General features: G+C 74.4%; 17 protein-coding genes. 12 read left to right on the forward strand and 5 right to left on the reverse strand.

Annotated elements, in window-relative coordinates:
• Positions 1-7: 7 nt before the first annotated feature.
• The 3 genes from I6A60_RS02720 to I6A60_RS02730 are packed head-to-tail and all read left to right on the forward strand — an operon-like array spanning position 8 to position 3860.
• Positions 8-1150: a carotenoid biosynthesis protein gene (locus I6A60_RS02720; RefSeq protein WP_203016151.1), complete on the forward strand. Its 1143-nt coding sequence runs from the start codon at positions 8-10 to the stop codon at positions 1148-1150.
• Positions 1147-2286: a glycosyltransferase family 2 protein gene (locus tag I6A60_RS02725; RefSeq protein ID WP_203016150.1), complete on the forward strand. Its 1140-nt coding sequence runs from the start codon at positions 1147-1149 to the stop codon at positions 2284-2286. Before I6A60_RS02720 ends, I6A60_RS02725 begins: the two co-directional genes overlap by 4 nt.
• Positions 2287-2336: 50 nt before the next feature.
• A complete protein-coding gene (locus I6A60_RS02730) occupies positions 2337-3860 on the forward strand; it encodes an NAD(P)/FAD-dependent oxidoreductase (protein WP_203016149.1) in 1524 nt (507 codons plus the stop codon).
• Positions 3861-3891: 31 nt separating this feature from the next.
• Here the strand turns inward: I6A60_RS02730 and I6A60_RS02735 are convergent, their stop codons facing one another.
• Positions 3892-4575: a CDP-alcohol phosphatidyltransferase family protein gene (locus I6A60_RS02735; RefSeq protein WP_203055546.1), complete on the reverse strand. Its 684-nt coding sequence runs from the start codon at positions 4573-4575 to the stop codon at positions 3892-3894.
• A gap of 26 nt (positions 4576-4601) precedes the next feature.
• On the opposite strand from I6A60_RS02735, the gene I6A60_RS02740 reads away from it, so the two are divergent.
• Positions 4602-4850 carry a hypothetical protein gene (locus tag I6A60_RS02740; RefSeq protein ID WP_013423505.1) on the forward strand — a complete coding sequence of 83 codons (249 nt, stop codon included), beginning with the start codon at positions 4602-4604 and terminating at the stop codon, positions 4848-4850.
• A 98-nt stretch (positions 4851-4948) separates the two neighbouring features.
• Here the strand turns inward: I6A60_RS02740 and metF are convergent, their stop codons facing one another.
• Both metF and I6A60_RS02750 read right to left on the reverse strand, forming a co-directional pair.
• Complete coding sequence (gene metF / locus I6A60_RS02745) at positions 4949-5884, reverse strand: methylenetetrahydrofolate reductase [NAD(P)H] (protein ID WP_203016145.1); 936 nt, start codon at positions 5882-5884, stop codon at positions 4949-4951.
• A 29-nt stretch (positions 5885-5913) separates the two neighbouring features.
• Positions 5914-6618: a hypothetical protein gene (locus I6A60_RS02750; protein ID WP_203016143.1), complete on the reverse strand. Its 705-nt coding sequence runs from the start codon at positions 6616-6618 to the stop codon at positions 5914-5916.
• A 110-nt stretch (positions 6619-6728) separates the two neighbouring features.
• On the opposite strand from I6A60_RS02750, the gene crtI reads away from it, so the two are divergent.
• The 7 genes from crtI (at position 6729) to I6A60_RS02785 (ending at position 15471) form a co-directional block, all read left to right on the forward strand.
• On the forward strand, positions 6729-8297 hold the full coding sequence (crtI, locus tag I6A60_RS02755; protein ID WP_203016142.1) for a phytoene desaturase family protein: 1569 nt from the start codon (positions 6729-6731) through the stop codon (positions 8295-8297).
• Positions 8298-8388: 91 nt separating this feature from the next.
• Positions 8389-9486, forward strand: a complete 1098-nt coding sequence (locus I6A60_RS02760) for a MoxR family ATPase (RefSeq protein ID WP_203016138.1) — start codon at positions 8389-8391, stop codon at positions 9484-9486.
• Positions 9483-10730 carry a DUF58 domain-containing protein gene (locus tag I6A60_RS02765; RefSeq protein ID WP_238434603.1) on the forward strand — a complete coding sequence of 416 codons (1248 nt, stop codon included), beginning with the start codon at positions 9483-9485 and terminating at the stop codon, positions 10728-10730. Before I6A60_RS02760 ends, I6A60_RS02765 begins: the two co-directional genes overlap by 4 nt.
• Positions 10727-11686, forward strand: a complete 960-nt coding sequence (locus I6A60_RS02770) for a VWA domain-containing protein (RefSeq protein ID WP_203016137.1) — start codon at positions 10727-10729, stop codon at positions 11684-11686. Before I6A60_RS02765 ends, I6A60_RS02770 begins: the two co-directional genes overlap by 4 nt.
• Before the next feature lie 53 nt (positions 11687-11739).
• Positions 11740-12759: a phytoene/squalene synthase family protein gene (locus I6A60_RS02775; RefSeq protein WP_203016136.1), complete on the forward strand. Its 1020-nt coding sequence runs from the start codon at positions 11740-11742 to the stop codon at positions 12757-12759.
• 233 nt (positions 12760-12992) lie between these two features.
• The gene (serS, locus tag I6A60_RS02780) at positions 12993-14255 is read left to right on the forward strand and encodes a serine--tRNA ligase (RefSeq protein ID WP_203016135.1); all 1263 of its coding nucleotides are present in this window, start codon (positions 12993-12995) and stop codon (positions 14253-14255) included.
• A gap of 262 nt (positions 14256-14517) precedes the next feature.
• Positions 14518-15471, forward strand: a complete 954-nt coding sequence (locus I6A60_RS02785; protein WP_203055547.1) for a peptidylprolyl isomerase — start codon at positions 14518-14520, stop codon at positions 15469-15471.
• A gap of 97 nt (positions 15472-15568) precedes the next feature.
• Here I6A60_RS02785 and I6A60_RS02790 read toward each other — a convergent pair whose 3' ends face one another.
• A complete protein-coding gene (locus I6A60_RS02790; protein WP_203016134.1) occupies positions 15569-17383 on the reverse strand; it encodes a DEAD/DEAH box helicase in 1815 nt (604 codons plus the stop codon).
• 546 nt (positions 17384-17929) lie between these two features.
• Here I6A60_RS02790 and I6A60_RS02795 point away from each other — a divergent pair.
• Entirely contained in the window at positions 17930-19570 is a 1641-nt protein-coding gene (locus I6A60_RS02795; protein ID WP_203016133.1) for a helix-turn-helix transcriptional regulator, read from the forward strand.
• A gap of 286 nt (positions 19571-19856) precedes the next feature.
• On the opposite strand, the gene I6A60_RS02800 is transcribed toward I6A60_RS02795, so the two are convergent.
• Positions 19857-22595, reverse strand: coding sequence for a bifunctional (p)ppGpp synthetase/guanosine-3',5'-bis(diphosphate) 3'-pyrophosphohydrolase (locus I6A60_RS02800; RefSeq protein ID WP_203016131.1), 2739 nt, complete (start codon positions 22593-22595; stop codon positions 19857-19859).
• Positions 22596-22613 lie beyond the last annotated feature (18 nt).

Below are 22613 nucleotides of genomic sequence, written 5' to 3' on the forward strand. Positions count from 1 at the left end.
CCGAGACGTGCGTCTCGGCCCGGACTCGTTCGGCGGTCCCCCAGCTGGCTCGCCCAGCGGTGGCCGCGCGGACCACGTCCATGAGAAGAGAAGGCCAAGCGAGGCCGCGGACGACCGGCGCCCGGGTGCCGGTCACGCGGACGTGCCGGCCGAACGGGCTACCGCGACGAGCATCCGGCGCGGGCGGGCCACCCCGACGAGTTCCCGGCGCGGGCGGACGACGCCCGGAGGCCGCCCGGGTGGGCGGGCAGCGGGCGCGCTGCCCTGGCTCGCGGCCGCGGCGGTGGTCGCCGTGCAGATCCCGTACCCGCTGCTCGCCGCCGGCGGGACCGGTCGGGCCTGGTTGACGGCCGCCCAGGTGCTGGCCTTCTTCACCGCCTCGGTGAGCCACGCCGCGCACCGGCGCGGCTGGGGGTTCACCGCGCGCTATCTGACACTCACGGTCACGCTGGGGCTGGTGGCCGAGGTGGTCGGGCTGCGCACCGGCTGGCCGTTCGGACGCTATGCCTACACCAACGGTCTCGGGCCCGAGATCGGTGGCGTCCCCGTGATCATCCCGCTGGCCTGGTCGATGATGGCCTACCCCGCTCTGCTGTTCGGTCGCCGTACCGCGACGATCCGGGGCCCGGGTACGGCGGGCCGGGCGGTGACCGCGCTCGTGGGCGGGATGCTGCTGGCCGGCTGGGACCTGTTCCTCGACCCGAGGATGGTCGCCGAGGGCTTCTGGGCCTGGGCGCCCAGCGACGGCCCCGGCCTCAACGGCATCCCGCTGACCAACACGGCCGGCTGGCTGGTCGTCGGTACCGTCCTCGTCGCCGTGCTGGACCGCCTTCCAGACCCCACCCGCGGCCATGCCGGGAACAGAGCGGACGGGTGGCCCACAGGGGACAGGGTGCCGCGGTGTCTCGTGTGGTGGACGTACGGGTCATGGCTGCTGGCCTGCGTCGCGTTCTTCGGGCAGCCCCTGGTGGCTCTGGTCGGCGGGGTCGGCATGGGGCTCCCGCTCCTGCTCGCCACCGGCGGCGGATCGCCCAGGTGGCGGCCCCTTCCCGCGCGGCGACCCGGGACCCGGTCCCGCCGCGGCCCGCCGAACACGACCGACTCGAACCCGGCCGACCCCGACCCGGTCGACCCGGACCCGCCGCGATGACCACCACGACAAGGACGGCCAGGCTGGTGGGGATGGCCGCCCGCGGGGCGGTCTGGTCCGGCTCGGCCGGGGCCGTGCTGGTCGCGGCGCATGCCACCGTCAACACCCGGATCTGGCGACGGCCACCGCCGGCCCGACCGGTCGCCGAGCGGGTGAGCGTGCTGCTGCCGGCCCGCGACGAGGCCGAGCGGATCGGTGCGTGCCTCGCGGCCGTGCTCGCCTCGACCGACGTCCCGAACCTGGAGGTCATCGTCCACGACGACGCCTCCCGCGACGCGACCGGCGTGATCACGACGGCGCTCGCCGCCGCCGACCCCCGGGTCGTGCTCCAGCGCGGGGCGGGCCCACCCGACGGCTGGCTCGGCAAGCCGCACGCCTGCGACCGGGCCGCCGCGGCGGCGACTGGCACGGTGCTGGTGTTCGTCGACGCGGACGTGACGGTCGAACCGGACGCGCTGGCCCGCACGGTCGCGCTGCTGCGCGAGGCCGGGCTCGACCTGGTCTGCCCGTACCCGCGGCAGGAGGCGGTCGACGTCCTGGAACGGCTGGTCCAGCCGTTGCTGCAGTGGTCGTTCCTGGCGCTGCTGCCGTTGCGGGCGGCCGAGCGCTCGCGGCGCGGCTCGCTGTCGGCCGCGAACGGACAGCTGCTCTGCGTCGACGCCGCCGCCTACCGGCGGGCCGGCGGGCACGCCTCGGTGCGGGCCGAGGTGCTGGAGGACATCGCGTTGCTGCGGGCGGTGAAGCGGGCCGGCGGGCGGGGTGCCGTCGCCGACGGGACCGACCTCGCCGTGACCCGGATGTACCGGGGCGCCGGCGAGCTGCGCGACGGGTACGCCAAGTCGTTGTGGGCGGCGGGTGGTGGCCGGCCGGCGGCCAGCGCCGCCCAGCTGGGCCTGCTCGGGTGGCTGTTCGTGCTGCCGGCGCTGGCCGCGCTGCGCGGCTCACGGGCCGGCCTGGCCGGCTACCTGGCCGGGGTCGCCGGCCGGCTGGTCACCGCCAGGGCCACCCGCGGACGAGGCTGGCCGGACGCCGCCGCCCACCCGGTGTCGATCGGCGCGCTGGCCTGGCTCACCGGGCTGTCCTGGTGGCGGCACAGGCGGGGCACGCTGCGTTGGAAGGGCCGCCAGGTCCACTGAGGTTCCCTGTCGCGGCGGTGCGTGGCGCCGGGGATCGTTAGAGTCGCCGGGTGGCGAGGATCGTGGTGGTGGGCGCGGGCGTCGGTGGGCTCGCGGCGGCGGCCCGGCTCGCGGCCGCCGGGCATGTCGTCACGGTGTGCGAACAGGCGCCCGAGCTCGGCGGCAAGCTCGGCTGGTTCTCCCGGGACGGGTTCTCGTTCGACACCGGGCCGTCGCTGCTGACCATGCCCGAGGTCTTCGAGGAGCTGTTCACCGCGACCGGCGGGGCACTGGCCGCCAGCGTCGAGCTGCGCCGCCTCGACCCGATCGCCAGCTACCGGTTCACCGACGGCTCCGGTTTCGCCGCCCGGGCCGGCGACGACGACCTGCGCGCCGAGCTCGACGACACGCTGTACGCCGGCGCGGGCGCCGAGTGGGCCCGCTTCGACGCGCATGCCGCGAAGGTCTGGGAGGTCACCCGGGACACGTTCCTGTCCGGCCCGATGTCCGCCGGCCGGCTGCTGCGGCTGGCCGGAGCCCATCCGGGCGGGATCGGCGCGGTGACCGCCGGCCGGACGCTGCGGGGCGTGGCCGCGCGGTACCTCAGCGACGACCGGCTGCGGATGTTCGTCGAGCGGTACGCGACCTACACCGGCTCCGACCCACGCCGCGCGCCGGCCGCGCTCGCCGTGATCGCGCACATCGAGCGCCGGTACGGCGGCTGGTACGTACCCGGTGGCCTGTACCGCCTCGGTGAGGCGATCGCCGAGCGGGCCCGCGAGCGCAGGGCCGAGATCCGGCTGGACACCCCGGTGATGACGATCTCCCGTGGGCCTGGCGGCCGGGTCGACGGGGTGATCCTCGCCGACGGTGGCCGGTTGCCGGCCGACGTCGTGGTCGCCAACGCGGACGCGGCGACGGTCTACGGCGGCCTGCTCGCCGGCTCGGCCGGGGGACGGCCCGGCCGCTGGCTGGCCGGCCGGGCGACGCCGTCCCTGTCCGGCTTCGCCCTGCTCCTGGCCCTCGGCCCACCCACCAACGTGCCGGCCACGGCCAGGACCATTGGGCCTGGCGGAACGGGTCACCATACGGTGCTCTTCCCGGCGGACTACGACGCCGAGTTCGACGCGGTCTTCCGCGGCCGGCTGCCGACCGACCCGACCGTCTACGTGTCCGCGCCCGCCGACCCTGCGCTCGCCCCGGCTGGGTGCTCGGCCTGGTTCGTCCTGGTGAACGCGCCGCCGCACGACCCCGGCCCAGGCCGAGCCGGCATCGACTGGGACCGCCCGGGCCTCACCGCCACCTACGCGGCCCGGGTGCTGGAGCTGATGGCCGCGCGCGGCCTGGACGTCCGGGACCGGCTGCGCTGGTACGAGCCGATCAGCCCGGCCGACCTCGAGCGGCGCACCGGCACGCCGGGGGGTTCGATCTACGGCTCGTCGTCCAACGGCGCCCGCGCGGCGTTCCTGCGCCCGGCGAACCGGACGGCGGTGCCCGGGCTGTTCCTCGTCGGTGGTTCCAGCCATCCCGGCGGTGGACTGCCGTTGGTCGCGCTGTCGGCCCGGATCGTCGCGGACCTCGTCGGCCCGGCCTGATCCGCGCCAGCGCCGGCTGAGGTGGCCGCGCTCACCGTCCCCGCAGGACGCGCCGCAGCACGGCGGCAAGCTGGCCGAGACCGACCGCCGCGACCGCGAGCACGGCCGCCGTCGTCACGGCGGCCACCGGCTCCCGCAGCGCCGGGAGCACCCCGGCGGCGAGCAGCCCGGCGACGGTGAGGATCACCCGCGTCGGCCGCTCCCCCACCGTCACGACGCCGATCTCGCCGAAGCCCGCGTTGCCGGCCCGGGCCCTGGTGTACTCCAGCAGGAACAGACCGGCTCCCGCGGCGACGGCGAGCCAGCCAGGCGCCCCCAGCAGCCACAGCACGACCAGGTAAAGGGTGTCGGCGACCCGGTCGGCCACCGAGTCGAGCACGAAGCCGACGGGGCTGACCCGGTCCCGCAGGACCGCGACGGCGCCGTCGAGGCTGTCCAGCACGGCGCTGGCGAGCACGATCACCGCGGCGAGCAGCGGCCAGCGCCCGCCCGCGGCGGCCGGCGCCCTCGCGCGCGCCGGGGGGGCCCCCCCCACGGCCGTGACCGCCGCAGGCGGGGTCCCCAGGGCGGCGAGCGGCCGGGCGAACAGGTAGGTCAGGCCCAGCCACCGGCGGACGAGCACACCGCCGGTCGCGGGGTCGTACCCACCATGGGTGACGGACCACGCACGCAGGTAGCCGTCCCGGCCCGGCACGGGGGTACGCCTACGCCGCACCGTCGCCTCCCCGTAGAGTCCCCCGCGTGAGCGAGCAGATTTCGGGCGTCGTCGACAGTGTGGACGACCTTGACCCGGCCGAGTTCTTCAACACCCGCCGCGACCAGGTGGTGCTGGCTGTCAAGATCACGCCCGTGTTCGGCTCGCTCGACCTGGGCCTGGTCATGGCCGTCGTCGACGCCGCCAACGATGCCGGCTTCGCCCTGGTCCGCGAGCAGCCGCTGCGAGACGAGTGGCTGCTGTGCGTCTTCGACGCCTACGAGGACCAGGATTAGGAGGCGGGAGTGGGCGAGCCCTGTTCGCTGACTTTCGGTCAGCTTCCCGCAGCCCACCTCCTGAATGCAGCCCCGGGGGACGGCCCCCGGACCCCCGCCTAGGAGGAGGACCCGGCGCGCCGGGTCCTCACCGCCTGGCAGATCTCGCGGGTCGCGCTGGAGCGGTTGAGGGTGATGAAGTGCAGGCCCGGCGCGCCGCCGGCGAGCAGCCGCTCGGAGAGGTCGGTGGCGACCTCGACACCGATCTCGCGGACCGCCTTCGGGTCGTCGGCCACGGCACGCAGCCGGCTGACGAGGTCGGCGGGCAGGTCCGCGCCGGACAGCAGCGCCATCCGCTCGATCTGCGCGACGTTGGTCACCGGCATGATGCCCGGGATGATCGGCGCCGAGCAGCCGCGGGCCCGCACCCGGTCGACCAGCCGGAAGTAGTCGTCGGGGCCGAAGAAGAACTGGGTGATCGCGTAGTCGGCGCCCGCGTCGAACTTGCGGACCAGGAAGTCCGCGTCGCTGTCGTGGTCTGGCGAGCGGGGGTGCTTGTCCGGGAACGCGGCGACGCCGACGCAGAAGTCCCCGAGCGACTTCACCAGCTCGACCAGCTCGCTGGAGTACTGCAGCCCCTCCCGGTGGGCGACCCACTCGCCCTGCGGGTTGCCCGGCGGGTCGCCGCGCAGCGCCATCACGTTGTGCACGCCGACGCCGGCGTAGCTGCCGATCACCTGGCGCAGCTCGGCGACGGAGTGGTTGACGGCGGTGAGGTGCCCGATCGGGGTCAGCGTCGTCTCGGCGGCGATCCGCTCGGTGACCCGGATCGTGCCGTCCCGGGTCGAGCCGCCGGCGCCGTAGGTCACCGAGACGAACGCCGGGTGCAGCGCCTCGATCTCGCGCAGCGCCTGCCAGAGGGCCCGCTCGCCGTCCTCGGTCTTGGGCGGGAAGAACTCGAAGGAGTAGGAGATCTCGCCCGCGGCCAGAAAGTCCTTCACTGACCTGGTGCGCGCCCGCTGGGGTGTGGCCGGCGCGCTTCCTACCGCTGTCATACGGCGAGGGTAGCCGCAACAGGTGGCCGTCAGATGGGCAGGGCGCCACCGGATACAGCGATTCCGATCCGGACCTGGCCGCCGTCGCTGCGCACCAGGACGGCGTGTGGGGCGGCCGGGTCGGTGGGCACGTCGACGTCGGGGATGGTCGCCGGGTCGGCCGACTCCACCTCGACGGCGTACCGGCCGTCCGGCAGCACGACGGTGATCGCGCCCGGCCCGCAGGCGACCGCCAGCCGTTCCGGCGCCCCGGTGAAGTGCAGGTTGACGTCACCGGTCCCGCTGCGCGCGGTCACGTGGCGCCCGGACAGCTCCCGACCGGCGATCGTCGCGGTCTCGGTCAGCAGCTCCAGGTCGCCGGCCGACCCCCACAGGCTGACCTCGCCGGCCCGCAGCTCCACCCGCGCGGGCGTGGCGCGCGGCAGCCGCAGCCGCAGCCTCGCCTCGCTCGTCTCCCCGTCGAGGCGCAGCGTGCCGCCCGCGTTGACCAGTCGGGGCACGGTCCGGCCGACCCGGCGACGTACCGTCAGGTCGACACGCACGTCGGACCGCTCGTCCTCGCCGATCTCGACCCGGCCGTCCGCCAGCCGCACCTCGACAGCCCGCACGCCCTCGACGGTGCGCACGGCGGTCACCGGGGGGCGCAGCAGCAGCCACATCCCACTCAGCGCGACGGCCAGCAGGACGAGGCAGACGGCCACCGCGAGCACGTCGGAGACGGTGACATGGGACACGGCGAGTACTCCAGGCGGGACGGACCGGGCGGACGCACGCACCGTACCCGGCGCCGCGCCGCCGGGCGCTTACCCGGCCCCGCCGGGAACTGGACTGTGAGGGGGCCGATGTGCGGACGGTGACGGGGCCGACGGACCACGTGGTGGTGGTCGGTGCCGGGCTGGGCGGTCTGTCGGCCGCGCTCCGGCTGGCCGGGGCCGGCCGCCGGGTGACCGTGCTGGAACGGGCCGACGTGCCCGGCGGGCGGGCCGGGGTGTGGCGCTCGGGTGGCTATCAGTTCGACACCGGCCCGACGGTGCTGACGATGCCGGACCTACTCGCGGACGCGTTCGCGACGGCCGGCGAGGACCTCGCCGACTGGGTGACGCTGCGCCGGCTCGACCCGATGTATCGGGCCAGGTTCGCGGACGGCTCGGCGCTGGACGTGCGGGCCGACCCGGAGGCCACCGCGGCCGGGATCGCGGCGCTGTGCGGCCCGGCCGAGGCCGCGGGCTACCGGCGGTTCATCGAGACGGTCACGGCGATCTACCGCGCCGAGCTGCGCGACTTCATCGACGCCCAGCTCGACTCGCCGCTGGGCCTGCTGCGCCCCTCACTCGCCCGGCTGGCGGCACTCGGCGCGTTCCGCCGGCTCGACCGGCTGGTCGCGAGCCACCTGCGCGACCCGCGGACCCGCCGGCTCTTCTCGTTCCAGGCGATGTACGCCGGTCTCGCTCCGCACCAGGCGCTGGGCGTCTACGCGGTGATCTCCTACATGGACTCGGTCGCCGGGGTGTTCCACGCCGAGGGCGGCCTGCACGCGGTGCCGGTGGCGATGGCCGCCGCCGCGGCCAAGCACGGGGCGACGTTCCGCTACGGCACGGCGGTGACCGAGGTGGAGGTGAGCGGCGGCCGGGCGGTGGCGGTGCGCACCTCCACCGGCGAGCGGATCGCCGCCGACGTCGTGGTGCTCAACCCGGACCTGCCGACCGCCTACCGGGAGCTGCTGCCGCCCACGGTGGCGCCGCGCCGGCTGGCCCGGCTGCGCTACTCGCCGTCGTGCTTCCTGCTGCTGGCCGGCGCGAGCGCGCACGCGCACCCGGACGCGGACCGGCTGGACGCGGCGCACCACACCATCCATTTCGGCGCGGCCTGGCGGCGCACGTTCAGTGAGATCATCGACCGAGGAGAGCTGATGAGTGACCCGTCATTCCTGGTCAGCGCCCCGTCGATGACCGAGCCGGCGCTCGCGCCGGCCGGGGGGCATGCCTTTCATGTCCTGTTCCCCACGCCCAATGCGCTCGCCGGGGCTGAACTCGACTGGTCGGTCATCGGCCCGCGCTACCGGGACGAGGTGGTCGCGACCCTGGAACGGCACGGCTACGAGGAATTCGGCGCCACGGTCGCCGTCGAGTCGATGACCACGCCGGCGGACTGGCTGGCCCGCGGTCTCGCGGCCGGAGCGCCGTTCGCGGCAGCACACACCTTTGGGCAGACCGGCCCGTTCCGGCCGGGCAATCTCGCGCCGGGCCTGGAAAACGTGGTGTTCACCGGCAGCGGCACCCGTCCGGGCGTCGGGGTGCCGATGGTGCTGATCTCGGGGCGGCTGGCCGCGGAACGGGTGGTCGGCCCGGGTCGCGCCGGCCGCCGCGCGCCCGGCCCGGACCGGGGTGTCCGCAACCGCCTCAGGAAACCGTAACCGCCTTAAGGAACCGTAAACAAACCGGACGACCGTGGCCGAGCCTCGATTTTCCGCGCCGGCCTCGCGGCGGGGCTGGGAGAATGCAGCCATGGAAGAAGGGCCGGAGGTGCTGGCGGCACCGGACACGACCAGCGACGCCGCGTTGCTCGAACGCGCGCTGTTCGAGGTCAAGAAGGTCATCGTCGGCCAGGACCACATGGTCGAACGGATGCTGGTCGCGTTGCTGGCGCGCGGCCACTGCCTGCTGGAGGGCGTGCCGGGCGTCGCCAAGACGCTCGCCGTGCAGACGCTGGCGGACGTGGTGGGTGGCAGCTTCGTGCGCATCCAGTTCACCAACGACCTGGTTCCCTCCGACATCGTCGGCACCCGGGTGTACCGGGCGAGCCGGGAGACGTTCGACATCGAGCTCGGGCCGATCTTCGCGAACTTCGTGCTCGCGGACGAGATCAACCGCGCGCCGGCGAAGGTCCAGTCGGCGCTGCTGGAGGTCATGTCCGAGAAGCAGGTCTCGCTCGGCGGGGTGACCCATCGGCTGCCGGTGCCGTTCCTGGTGCTGGCCACGCAGAACCCGATCGAGTCCGAGGGCGTGTACCCGCTGCCGGAGGCGCAGCGCGACCGGTTCCTGATGAAGGTCAACGTGCCCTACCCGACGGCCGGCGAGGAGCTGGAGATCGTCCGGCGGATGGGTGTCCGCCCGCCGCACGCCGACCGGGTGCTCGACCCGCGGACGCTGGTGCGGCTGCAGGAGCGGGCCGACGAGGTCTTCGTCCACCACGCGATCATCGAGTACGCCGTCCGGCTGGTGCTGGCCAGCCGTGACCCGGCCGAGCACGGCCTGCCCGACCTCTCCGGTCTGCTCACCTACGGGGCGTCGCCGCGGGCCTCCCTCGGCCTGGTCGCCGCCGCGCGGGCGCTGGCGCTGCTGCGCGGGCGCGACTACACGGTGCCCGACGACGTGCGCGCGGTCGCTCTCGACGTGCTCCCGCACCGGCTCGTGCTGTCCTACGACGCGCTCGCCGACGGGCTGTCCAGCGACGAGATCGCCGCCCGCGTGGTCGCCGGGGTGCCGGCGCCGCAGGTGGCGCCGCGGCAGGGCAACGGGGGCTTCCCGATCGGCCCGCGGGGCCGCTGGGCGCCGAACATCAGCTCCGGCTTCCCCGAGTACGACGAGGAACGGCCGGCATGAGCCCGGGGCCGGGGACCGACGGCGCCGGCCAGACCCAAGCTGCTGGCCAGACCAACGGCGCCGGCCAGACCCAGACTGCCGGCCAGCACGTACGGGCCACCGACCCGGTCGTCGAGCGGACCCTGCGGCACCTGGAGCTGACCGTGCTGCGCCGGCTCGACGGGCTGCTGCTCGGCGACTACCTCGGCCTGCTGCCCGGCCAGGGCAGCGAGAAGGCCGAGAGCCGCGAGTACCAGTTCGGTGACGACGTGCGGCGGATGGACTGGGCGGTCACCGCCCGTACGACGGTCCCGCACGTGCACGACCTGATCGCCGACCGGGAGCTGGAGACCTGGGCGCTGGTCGACCTGACCGGCAGCCAGCGCTTCGGCAGCGCCCGGTGCGAGAAACGAGACCTCGCGATCGCGGCGACCGGCGCGGTCGGGTTCCTGACCGCGCGGACCGGCAACCGGATGGGCGCGGTCGCGCTCACCGACACCGGCACCCGGATGATCCCGGCCCGGCCGGGTCGGGCCGGCCTGCGGGCCCTGCTGCGCACCCTGCTGACGATCGGGACCCCGGCTGAGCCTCCCCCGCGACCCGGGCGCGAGACGGCCGCCGCGGCCAGGACCGCCGACGGGACCAGGGCTGGCACGGATCTGGCGAAGGCGATCGAGTCGCTGCGCCGGCCGCCGCGCCGGCGCGGGCTGGTGGTCGTCGTGTCCGACTTCCTGTCCGTCGACCTGCGCTGGGAACGCCCGCTGCGGGCGCTGGCCGGCCGGCACGACCTGCTGGCGATCGAGGTCATCGACCCGCTGGAGCTGTCGCTGCCGAACGTCGGCCCGCTCGCGGTCGTCGACCCGGAGACCGGCGCGCTGTTCGACCTGCCCACGCACTCGCGCCGCTTCCGGGCCCGCTACGAGCAGGCCGCGGCCCGCCACCGCGACGACGTGGCCGCGGCGCTGCGGGGCGCCGGCGCGTCACACCTGCGGCTGCGGACCGACACCGACTGGCTGATCGAGATCGCCAGGTACGCGGCGGCCAGCCGGCGCGGGCAGGCGGCCCTGCGCTCCGCCGGCGCCCGCGGCGGCTCCCGGTCGCAGACCGGCAGGCCGCCCGGGACCGGTCCCGCGCCGACGGTGCCGCTGCTCCGTCCTGGCGGGCAAGAGCGGCCCGCTCGTCCCGGCGGGCAAAAGCCGCCCGAGGGCCCCGGCGGGCGCGGGCGGCCCTGGACGAACGCGACCCGAACAGGCGGGACGTCATGACTTTCCTGTCGGCCCACTGGCTGTGGCTGTTGCTGGCCGTCGCGGCGCTGCTCGCCGCGCACATCGTCACGTCGCTGCGCCGGGGCCGGTACGCCGCCCGCCTGGCGTCCGCGTCGATGCTGTCCTCGGTGCTGCCGATCCGGCCGCGGTGGTGGCGCCGGCACGTCCCGGCGGCCCTGCTGCTGCTCTCGCTGACTGGGATGGTGCTCGCGCTCGCCCGCCCGGCCAGGACCGAGCTCGTCCCGCGCGAGCGGGCGACGATCGTGCTGGCGATCGACGTCTCGAACTCGATGGCGGCCACCGACATCTCCCCCAGCCGGCTGGCCGCGGCCAAGCAGGGCGCGCAGGCGTTCGTCGACCAGCTCCCACCCAAGATCAACCTGGGGCTGGTCTCGTTCTCCGGTACCGCCGCGGTGCTCGTGCCGCCGACCACCGACCGGGACGCGGTCAAGGCCGGCATCAACGGCCTGCAGCTGGGCCCGGCGACCGCGATCGGCGAGGGCATCTACGCCGGCCTGTCGGCGATCAACACGGTCAGCAGCCAGTTCGTGAACAGCGGGCAGGCGGTGCCCCCGGCCGCGATCGTGCTGCTCTCCGACGGCGAGACCACCCGCGGCCGGCCGAACAACCAGGCCGCGCAGGCCGCCAAGGACGCGCACATCCCGGTCAGCACGATCGCCTACGGCACCCCCAACGGCACCCTCGACGTCGGCGGCCAGCTGATCCCGGTGCCGGTGAACGAACCGGCGCTCAGCCAGATCGCCGAGCAGACCGGCGGCTCCCACCACCGGGCGACCTCGGGGGACGAGCTGACCTCGATCTACAAGGGCCTGGGCAGCTCGATCGGTTACCGCAAGGAGTTCCGCGAGATCACCGACCAGTTCGTCGCGACCAGCCTCGGGCTGGGGCTCGCCGCGGCCGCGCTCTCGCTGGCCTTCGCCCGACGGCTCCCCTGAACGGCCCGGATCGGTCATCGCGGCGTAAACCGGCCGTCGTACCCTCAGGCGCTGTGACCACAGCTGCCCGGGGTGGCGAGGCCGAGCTGGCCGCGATCGCCGCGGACCCGGAGCTACGCCGCTCCTACGCGGCGGCGCGGCGGCTCAACGCGGAGCACGGCCGCACGTACTACCTGGCCACGCTGCTGCTGCCGGCGTGGAAGCGGCCGTACGTGCACGCGCTCTACGGGTTCGCCCGGTACGCGGACGACATCGTCGACAGCCTCGACTCGCAGCTGCCGGCCGCCGAGCGGGCCGCCTGGCTGGCCGACTGGGGCGGCCGGCTGATCGACGCGCTGCGCCAGGGCGCCCCGGGCGACGACCCGACGGGCCCGGCCGGCTCGGGCGGCGGCGATCGCGGCCACGACGCGCTGGCGCGGCCGTTGTACCGGTCGGACGTGTCGGTGTTGCCGGCCGTGCTCCACACCATCCGTCGCTGGGACATCCCGGTCGACCACTTCGAGGCGTTCCTGGCGTCGATGGCGATGGACCTGACCATCACCGGCTACGACACCTTCGACGACCTGATGACCTACGTGTACGGCTCGGGCACCGTCATCGGCCTGCAGATGCTGCCGGTCCTGGAACCCAGCTCGCCGGCCGCGGCGCCGTACGCCGGCGACCTCGGGACCGCGTTCCAGCTGATCAACTTCCTGCGCGACGTCGGCGAGGACCTGCGCCGCGGCCGGGTCTACCTGCCACGGCAGTCGATGGAGCTGTTCGGCGTCACCCGGGAGCGGCTGGCGACCGGCGTGGTCGACGGCGCGGTCCGCCGGCTGCTGCGCCATGAGGTGGGGCGGGCCAAGGAGATCCTGCGCGCCGCGGCGCCGGGGGTCCGGCTGCTGCACCCGACGTCGCGGGACTGCGTGCGGACCGCGGCACGCCTCTACGGCGGCATCCTCGACGAGATCGAGAAGGCCGACTACCAGGTGCTGGACCGCCGGGTCGCCGTCGGCACACCCCGCCGGCTGGCCGTCGCCGGGAGCGCCCTGCTGCGCGTCCACGCTCGCCAAGTACCCCGGCCTCGCCGGTAGGCCCCCACGACTGAAGGCAGGCTGGACGCGATCCGCGGCGCGGGCGTTCGGAGGACCGGGCGTGGTCTGGCCGGCTGATAGCGTGACCTTCAACCGACCTATAGCGAACGGTCGACGGCCGCCACGCCGGTGACGACCCGCCTCAGGCCAGGGCACGCCCGTCTCGGACGAGAGCAGGCCTGCCTCAGGGCAGGGCCGGCCGGCCAGACTCCGATCAGGAACGACGGGACTCCATGCTCGACAAGCGCTTCATCCGGGACAACCCGGACGCGGTGAAGCAGGCGGTGCGCGTCAAGGGGCTCGACCTCGACGTCGACGAGCTGCTGAAGCTCGACCAGGAAAACCGCGAGCTGCAGTTCGCGAAGGACCAGGCGCTGTCCCGCCGCAAGTCGTCCGCCAAGGAGTTCGCCAAGGCCGACGCGGCGCGCAAGGAGGAGCTGCGCGCCCAGAGCGCCGACACCGACGCCGAGCTCAAGCGGCTGAACGAGCAGCAGGCCGCCACCAGCGAGCGGCTGACCGAGCTGATGCTGGCGACGCCGACCATCCCGTGGGAGGGCGCGCCGGTCGGGCCGGATGAGTCGGCCAACACGGTGGTGCGCACCTGGGGCACCCCGCCGGCGTTCGACTTCGAGACGCTCGATCACGTCGACCTGGCCGAGAAGCGTGGCTGGGCCGAGTTCGCCCGCGCCCGCCGGGTCGCCGGCGAGCGCGCGTACGCGTTGTGCGGCGACCTGGTCCTGCTGGAGCGGGCGCTGCACTCCTACGCCCTCGACGTGCTGCGCGGCCGGGACTTCCAGCTGATGTCGGTGCCGGTCCTGGTCAAGGAGGCGCCGTTGGTCGGCAGCGGCATGCTGCCGAAGGGCCGCGCGGAGATCTACGAGATCCCGGCCGACGACGCGTTCCTCGCCGGCACCGCCGAGGTGGCGCTGGTCGGCCTGCACTCGGGCGAGATCCTCGACGCCGCGCGGCTGCCGATCCGCTACGCCGGCATCTCCACCTGCTTCCGGCGCGAGATCGGCAGCGCGAGCCGGGACGTGCGCGGGCTGCTGCGGGTCCACCAGTTCGAGAAGGTCGAACAGTTCGTCGTGTGCGCGGATGACCTGGCCGAGTCCGACCGCTGGCACGCTGAGCTGCTGGGCACCGCCGAGTCGATCCTCCAGGCGCTGGGCCTGGCCTACGAGGTCGTCGAGTGCTCCACCGGCGACATGGGCGTCGGCAAGTACCGGATGAACGACATCAACACCTGGTTCCCGTCGCTCGGGATGTACCGGGAGACGCACAGCTGCTCGTCGCTGAAGGACTGGCAGGCCCGGCGGGCCAACCTGCGCTACCGGACCGCGGACGGCCAGATTCACTTCGCCTACACGCTGAACAACACGGCCGTCGCGACCCCGCGGCTGCTCGCCGCCGTGCTGGAGAACTTCCAGCAGGCCGACGCGACGCTGGCTGTCCCCGAGGTGCTGCGTCCGTACCTCGGCGGGCGCGACACTCTCTGAATCCGCCAGATCCGCCACCGGGTAGGTTCGGGCGGTCCGCGTAAGCGCCGGACCCAGCGAACGCGGCGGCCGTCCCGGGGAACGGCCGCGCGGCGAGTGGGTGCGGGCGCGAACCGGAAACAGCGCCTCCACAGGTTTCGCTAAGCCGACGCCAAGGCAACACCCAGCCGCGCTCACAAGGCTGGGCCCGGCGTCGGCGGACCTTCGGGAGATCGCGGGCGAGCACGGTCTGGTGTGCGTGGAGGGCAGGGAGGCCCGGTCGGTGAGCAACTCGAAGACGCGGCGGCGGCGCGAGATTGAGATGGCGCGCGCGCAGCGGCAGGCGGAACGCCGCTACGCCCTGCGGCGCCGTCGGCAGCGCACTCTCGCGATCGTCGCGGCGATCGTGGCCGTCGTGGTCGCCGGAACGGTCGTGGCCGTCGTGCTGACCGTGGGCGGCGGTGGCAGCACCACCGCGAGCGCCACCCCGACCCCGACCGCGAGCGCGACCCCCGCGGTGACGACCAAGGTCGGCGACTGCGTGTACACGAAGGACACCTCGGGCACCGTGGCCAAGAACGCCGCCATGCCGCCGTCCGCGCCGACGGTCTCGACCAAGCCGGCGACGATGACCATCAACACCAACTACGGCACGATGGTCGCCACCCTCGACCCGGCCAAGGCCCCGTGCACCGTGCACGCGCTCTACCAGCTGGCGCAGGCGAAGTACTTCGACAGCACGACCTGCCACCGGGAGACCTACGGGCCCGAGGCCGGCATCTTCGTCCTGCAGTGCGGTGACCCGACGGCGACGGGCAACGGGACGCCGGGCTTCAAGTACAAGAACGAGAACACCTCGGGCGTGAACTACAACCGCGGCGTGCTCGCGATGGCGAACGCGGGGGCCGACACGAACGGCAGCCAGTTCTTCATCAACTACGCCAACCCGAGCGAGGAGGGCGCAAAGGCGCTGGCCGGCGGCTACACCGTCTTCGGGCAGATCACCCAGGGCCTCGACGTGCTCGACAAGATCACCGGGCCGGGCGTGGTCGAGGGCGGCGCCGACGGCCAGCCGGTCACCAAGCCGCAGATCACCTCGATCACGATCAACCAGGAGCAGCCGGCGGCAGCCACGCCGACCGCCACCTCGCCCGCGGCCGCCACACCGGCGACGACCGCGTCCGCCACGGCCAAGGCCTCTGCCACGGCCAAGGCGTCTGCCAGCCCGACCGGCTGACCGAGCCTGACCCACCAGGGCTGGCCTCCGCCTTCCGGCGGAGACCAGCCCTGTGGCGTTCATCGAGCCCGAGCCCGGTCGCGGCGGGAGCCGGCCGCTAGGAGTTCCACTTGCGGAGGGTGTCGATCCGGGCCTGCAGCTGCGCGGCGGTGGCCTGGCCGCTCGGCGGCCCGCCACAGCTCCGGCGCAGCTCGGCGTGGATCATGCCGTGCGGACGGCCGGTGCGGTGGTTGTTCGCCGCGACCAGGCGGTTGAGCTCGCGGCGCAGCTCGCCGATCACCTCGTGGACCGGGCGGCCCTCCTCGGCCGGCTGCGGGCCGGCCTGGGCCGGCACCGGGCTCGCGGCCTCGGCCTGCCGCCCGGCCTTCGCCTTGCGGCCGCGCTCGGCGGCGAGCTGGGAAGCCTGCCGCTGGCGCAGCAGCGTCGCGACCTGATCGGGCTCCAGCAGGCCCGGTAGCCCGAGGAAGTCCTCCTCCGCCGCGGAGCCGGCGGCAGCCGGGGTGCCGAACTCGCCGCCGTCGAAGATGACCCGGTCCAGCTCCGCGCTCGACTCGAGCGCGGTGAACGGCGAGTCGGGCTTGTCGGCGGTGTCGCGGCGCCGGTTGGCCTCGCGCAGCGCGTCGTCGTCGAACCCCTCCGGCTCGCGCAGCGGCTTGTCCAGCGCGTGGTCGCGCTGCACCTCCATCTGGCCGGCGAGGTCCAGCAGGACCGGGACGCTGGGCACGAACACCGACGCGGTCTCGGGCCGGCCACGGCCGCGGACGAACCGGCCGACGGCCTGCGCGAAGAACAGCGGCGTCGCCACCGACGTGGCGTAGACGCCGACCGCGAGCCGGGGCACGTCCACACCCTCCGAGACCATCCGGACGGCGACCATCCACCGGGAGTCGGAACGCCGGAACGCCTCGATCCGGTCGGACGCGGTCGGGTCGTCCGACAGCACGACAGTCGCCTCGGTGCCGCTGATCTGGCGCAGCAGCGCCGCGTAGGCGCGGGCGTTGGCGTGGTCGGTGGCGATCACCAGGCCGCCAGCGTCCGGCATGCCGCCGCGGCGCACCTGGGACAGCCGGGTGTCCGCGGCGGCCAGGACGGCCGGCATCCAGTTGCCCTTCGGGTCCAGCGCGGTGCGCCAGGCGTGGGCCGTCTGCTCGGTAGTCAGCGGTTCGCCGAGCCGGGCCGTCAGCTCCGCGCCCGCGCTGGTGCGCCAGCTCATCTCGCCGGAGTACGCCAGGAAGATCACCGGGCGGACGACGCCGTCGCGCAACGCCTCGGAGTAGCCGTAGGAGGAGTCGGAGACGCTGCGGGTCACCCCGTCGGCGCCCGGGAGATAGGTGACGAACGGGATCGGGTTGACGTCCGAGCGAAAGGGCGTCCCGGTGAGGGCCAGCCGGCGGGCGGCCGGGGAGAAGGCCTCCCGGACCGCCTCACCCCAGGAAAGCGCGTCGCCCGCGTGGTGCACCTCGTCGAGGATGACGAGCGTGCGCCGGGCCTTCGTGCGGGCCAGGTGCAGCGCGGGGTGCGCGGCGACCTGGGCGTAGGTGAGCGCCACGCCGGTGTAGTCGCGCGACGTCGCGCCGGCCGAGTTCCGGAAGTTCGGGTCGAGCGAGATGCCGAGGCCGGTCGCCGCGTCGGCCCACTGCCGCTTGAGGTGCTCGGTCGGCGCGACCACGGAGATCGTCGTCACGATGCCCGCGGCCAGCAGCTCGGCCGCCACGGTGAGGGCGAAGGTCGTCTTACCGGCGCCCGGCGTGGCGACGGCGAGGAAATCGCGGGTGCCAGCTCCCGAGGCGGCCCGGTAACGGTCGAGCGCCGCTCGCTGCCAGGCCCGCAGCGGGCGGGCGGGGGGGCTCGGGTCAGGAACCGGCGGGGCGCCGAGCTGGTGGGGCCGAAGTTGTTGGGGGCTGACGCTCACGGTTGCTGACTCTATGAGGCGGCACCGACAACCGGCCCCGTTGGCCCGTCCGCCCGACCGCGTGCCGCCGGGTGCTTTCCTCCCCCGTCACGGCCAGCCACCCCTTCCCAAGGCCAATGGTTACCCACGCGGAGCACAATAATTTCGAACCCGTGATCGCGATCTGCGGTTTCCGGCGCGCTCGCGAACGGTCATGCCAGATCCGCACGGTAGGGGGCACGGCCGTTGTGGCGACCAGTTGCACGTCCCGATGCACCTGCGATTACCTGGCGCCACGCCCGTGCCACGCGACGAGTTTCGAGGGGCCGCGCGAGCTGCGACCTTCCGTTCCCGCAAACCAGGCTCTGCACGGACGGTGAACAAGTACGTCGGGGCACTACCCATATCCGTCACAGCGACCGGCTACCCTGATCCCTGTCACCCTTCGCCGCCAGCCCGGGTCGGGCCGGAGTCAGCACGGATTCCGATGCCCTCACCGCGGCCGGCGCTGAATAGGCGGACGCGTTCAGCGGAAAGCGGCGGAGCAGCGCTGACTGGAGGTTGGCCATGCCGATATCGCTCGGGGCTGCGGCGCGCGCGGGCGCGATCCGTCCGGCGACGGTGCCCGCACGCCGCGGCCTGGCCGGCGCCCCCGGCGACCACGGCCGTGTCGCCGCCCACCCTCGCGGCATCGGCGGTAGTGGCGCTGGTCACACCCCACCCGCGGCCAGGCCACCGGCCGACGTGGACCTCGCGCCGGACTCCGGCTCCGGCTCCGGCCGGACCCCGAACGGCCGGCTGCGGCTGTGCCGGGAGGAGAAGGGCTGGTCGCAGGAACGCCTCGCCGTCGAGCTGCGCCGTTTCGCGGTGCTCCACGAGGGCCGCGAGGCCGGCGTCACCGGCAACATGATCTGCAAGTGGGAAAAGGGCGACAAGAAGCCGAGCCTGCGTTATCAGCGGCTCCTGCGCGCGCTTTTCCACCGCTCGTCCGCCGAACTCGGTTTCATCGAGGACGACCCGATGACGGGAATGGCCTCGATCGGAATGCCGCCCGCATTCCCGGTCATGGCCGACTGCGTGGAATCGTTGGCCGGAAATATGCTGGCCGGCCTTCCCGGAATTTCGGTCGACGGTGTTCCGTCCATTGGCCTTGGCACGGACGAGTCGACCGACCTGCGCGGCGTCCCGGCCGAACGGCGCGACTTCCTGCGCATGGTGGCCGCGAGCGGCGCCGCGGGGCCGGTCGCCGCGGCGGCCGGCGCGAGCGACGAGTCTCCGTGGGACCGGCTGTCCGCGGCGTTGCGCCAGCGCAGCCCGGTCACCCCGGAGCTGGCCCACCAGCTTTCCCAGCACACCGCCGGCCTCTTCGGCCTGGAGGAACGGGTGCCCGCGCGCACCCTGATGGGCCGGGTCACCGGCCACCTCGCCACGCTGGCCCAGCTGCTCGAGTCGACGACCCGATCGCCGGCCCGCCGCCAGCTGGCCAGCACCGCGGGCGAGACCGCGGCGCTCGCCGGCTGGCTCGCGTTCGACCTGGGCGACAACGCCTCCGCGCTGGCGTACTACCGGGTGGCGATCGAGGCGGCCCGCGAGGCCGACGACCCGGCGCTGTGGGCCTGCGTGCTCGGCTACGAGAGCTACCAGCCGGGCGGCGCCGGCCGCCACGACCAGGCCTGCGCCCTGCTCGCCGAGGCGCAGCGGCGGATCGGCGCCAACGCGAGCCCGCTGACCAGGGCTTGGCTGGCCGCCCGGGAGGCCGAGGAGCAGGCCGCCCGCGGCGACGGCCGGGCCGCCATGGCCGCGCTCGACCGGGCGCAGGAGTCGTTCGACAAGGCGGAACCGACCGACGACCGGGTCTGGACCGGCTTCTTCGACCGTGGCCGCCTGGACGGCCTGCGGGTCACGACGTTCACGCGGCTGCGCCGGCCGACGGCGGCCTACGCCGCGGCGATCGAGGCGCTGCGCGCCGCCGGGCCGGCGGCGACCAAGAAGCGCTCACTGCTGCTCGGTGACATCGCCGACGTGCACCTGGCCCGGCGTGACATCGACGCGGCCTGCCGGTTCGCCGCCGACGCGCTGGCGGTCGTCGCCCAGACGGACTTCTCACTCGGCTTCGCGCGGGTGCAGCGGGTCCGCGAGCGGCTGGTGCCGTGGCAGTCCTCGCAGCCGGTCCGCGACCTCGACGAGCAGCTGCGCGTGCTCGCCTGAGCCCCACCGCAAGCGCCCTGGCCGCGGGAATCGACGCCCGGCGACCTGGTCGACGGCCGACCGGCTGACATTTCCTGGTTGGCGGCCGGCCGGTTCGCCACCAGACTCGGATTCCGAGGCCGGAATTCCGACCTGTCGGACAATGCGCGCCAACCGAAACCGGCTCCGCCCACCGCGACAGACTCGCGGTCGTAATTCGCCCGTGCATATGCAATTGCGCCCGACCGCGGCGAGACCACTGGTTCACGACAAACGCCCGATCGCGGGCCGCGTTACCGGGCGAGGACTACGACGCGGTCTGACAGGCCCGATAACAGTCGTAGACGCCGCCGACCCCGCGCACGGCGGCCAGGACAGCGTCGAGCTGGCGCGGACCGGTCACCTCGACGGTGAACCGGGCGTGCGCCACCCGGTCCTCGGAGGTCGAGGTCGACGCGGCCCGCAGTCCGGCCGCGGTGTCCGAGAGCACCTCGGTGATGTCCGCGAGCAGCCCGTACCGGTCGAACGCCTCGACGGCGATCTCCGCCGGGAAGGCGTGCGCCGGCGGCACCTCCCAGTGCAGCACGCCCACCGGCTCCCGCAACGGCGCCGCCGTCCCGCCCGGCCGGGCGTTCGCGCACTCCTGGCGGTGCAGCGTCACGGCCTGGTGGTGAGCGCCGTGATGCGTGACAAAGCCGATGAGCTCGTCGCCCGGTAGCGGCAGGCAGCAGCGGGCGATCCGCACCGGGGCGTCCGGCCGCCCGTCCAACGACGCCACACCCGCCCAGGCCGGCGTCGGCCGTCGGCCCTCCACCGGGGGGGCCGGGGCCGGCCGCGACCGGCGCCCACCCGAGCCCGGCGCGGACCGTGCCGGGGACGCGCCACCGGAGCCGGGCGCCGCCGCCACGCCGGCGACGGCGAGGTCGGCTTCCGTGGCCGGCTCGGCGCCCGCGAGCGCCAGGTCCGCCAGGCTGGGGGCCACGACGCCGACCGTGGCCGGCTGGGCCGGTGCACCCGCCGGGACCGCCTCGGTAGCGGAGGCCGAGGTCGCCGCCACCGGCTCGCTCCGTCCCGCCGCGTCGCTGCGTCCCGCCGCGTCGTCCGCCACCGGCCGGGAGGCCGTGCTCGTGGGCCGGTCGCCGAACGGGGTCGCCACCGGCCCGCCACCGGCGCCCGGGGTCGCGTCCCGGGAGCCCACCACGGGCCCCGTCGGGGCGAGGGCACCAGAGGCGGCGGCACGGGCCTGCGCCCGCGTGCTGGAGCCATTTACGGCGGCGGAGCCAGCCGGCTGCCCGCTCGTCTCGACGGGCGCCTCCGGTGCCGTGGGCGCCACCGTAGCGGCCGCCAGGGCCTCGTCCGGGCGCCGCGCGGGCGCGGCACCCTCCGGGACGACGGCCTCCGGCGCCGGGCTGTGCCGGCCGCCACTGGAGGAGTCGACGGGCTCACGCCGGCCGCGGGCGAGGCGGCGGCGGATGCGCACCCGGGCGCGCGCCGTCTTCACGAACGACAGCCAGTCCTCCGACGGCCCGGCGTGAGGCAGGTTCGAGGTGAGGATCTCGACCACGTCACCGTTGCGCAGCCGGGTGTGCAGCGGCACCAGGCGGCCGTTGACGCGGGCGCCGACCGCCCGGTGGCCGACGTCGGTGTGCACCGCGTAGGCCACGTCGACCGGAGACGACCGGGCCGGCAGCGCGATCGCCTTGCCCTTGGGGGTGAAGGCCAGCACCTCGTCCGAGTCCAGGTCGCTGGACAGCGACTCCAGGAACTCGCCGGGGTCCTTCGCGTCGCCCTCCCAGTCCAGCAGGCTGTGCAGCCACGACAGGCCCTCCAGGCGGGCGCCGTCCGCGCTCTCGCCGACCGGGCGGGCGACGATGCCGGTCTCGGCCAGGACGTGCATCTGCGGGGTGCGGATCTGGATGTCGACCGCGTGCCCGGTACCGTCGGTGACCGTGGTGTGCAGCGACTGGTACATGTTGAACTTCGGGGTGGCGACGAAGTCGCGCAACCGGCCGGGTACCGGGCGCCAGAGGCCGTGGATCACCCCGAGGGCGGCGTAGCAGTCCCGGACGTCCTCGACCAGCACCAGCACCCGGACGACGTCGTAGTAGTCCCGCGGCGGCCGGCCCCGGTCCTGGGCCCGCTTGTAGATCGAGAACAGGTGGCTCAGGCGGACGGACACCTCGCCGTTGATCTTCGCCTCGCCGAGCCCGGCCCGCAGTCGGGAGACGACCGACGCCAGCTGGCCGCTCTCCCGCTCGGCGGCGGTGAGGTCGTCGACGAGCTCCTGGGTGCGGCGGTACTGGTCCGGGTCGAGGACGGCGAACGCCCGGTCCTCCAGCTCGCGCTTGATCACGCTGACCCCGAGGCGATGCGCCAGCGGCGCGAGGATCTCCAGCGTGACCTGGGAGATCTTGGCCTGCTTGGGCGGCGACATGAACTCCAGCGTGCGCATGTTGTGCAGCCGGTCCGCGATCTTGATGACCAGCACCCGGTAGTCCTTGGCCAGCGCCACGATCAGCTTGCGCAGCGTCTCGGCCTCGGCGGCGTCGCCGAAACGCATCTTGTCCAGCTTGGTGACGCCGTCGACCAGGTTCGCGACCTCGGTGCCGAACTCGTCGGCCAGCGCCTCGAGCGTCGCGCCGGTGTCCTCGACGGTGTCGTGCAGCAGGCTCGCCATCAGCGTCGTGGTGTCGACGCCGAGCTCGGCGAGGATCTCGGCGACGCCCAGCGGATGGACGATGTACGGATCACCGCTGCGGCGCATCTGGCCGTGGTGGTACCGCTCGGCGGCCCGATAGGCCTCGACGACCACGCCGATCTCGGCCCTCGGGTGGAAGTCGCGGTGCGCCTCGACGATGCCGCGCAGCTCCGGCGGGATCTGGCCGCCCCGGGACGAGGCGACCCGTCGGGCGAGGTGGGCGAGCCGGTGGCTGGCCGTCCGGGCAGCGCCGAGCGGACGGGCCTCGTCACCGACGGCCTGCTGGGCCGCGACGTCCGGGGACAGACTGCCACCGGCTGGCAGTGCTGCCCGCGCCCCAGCGTCCATCGCGCCCCCGCCCTCCGT

Source organism: Frankia sp. AgB1.9, from assembly GCF_016786355.1.
Classification (GTDB): Bacteria; Actinomycetota; Actinomycetes; order Frankiales; family Frankiaceae; genus Pseudofrankia.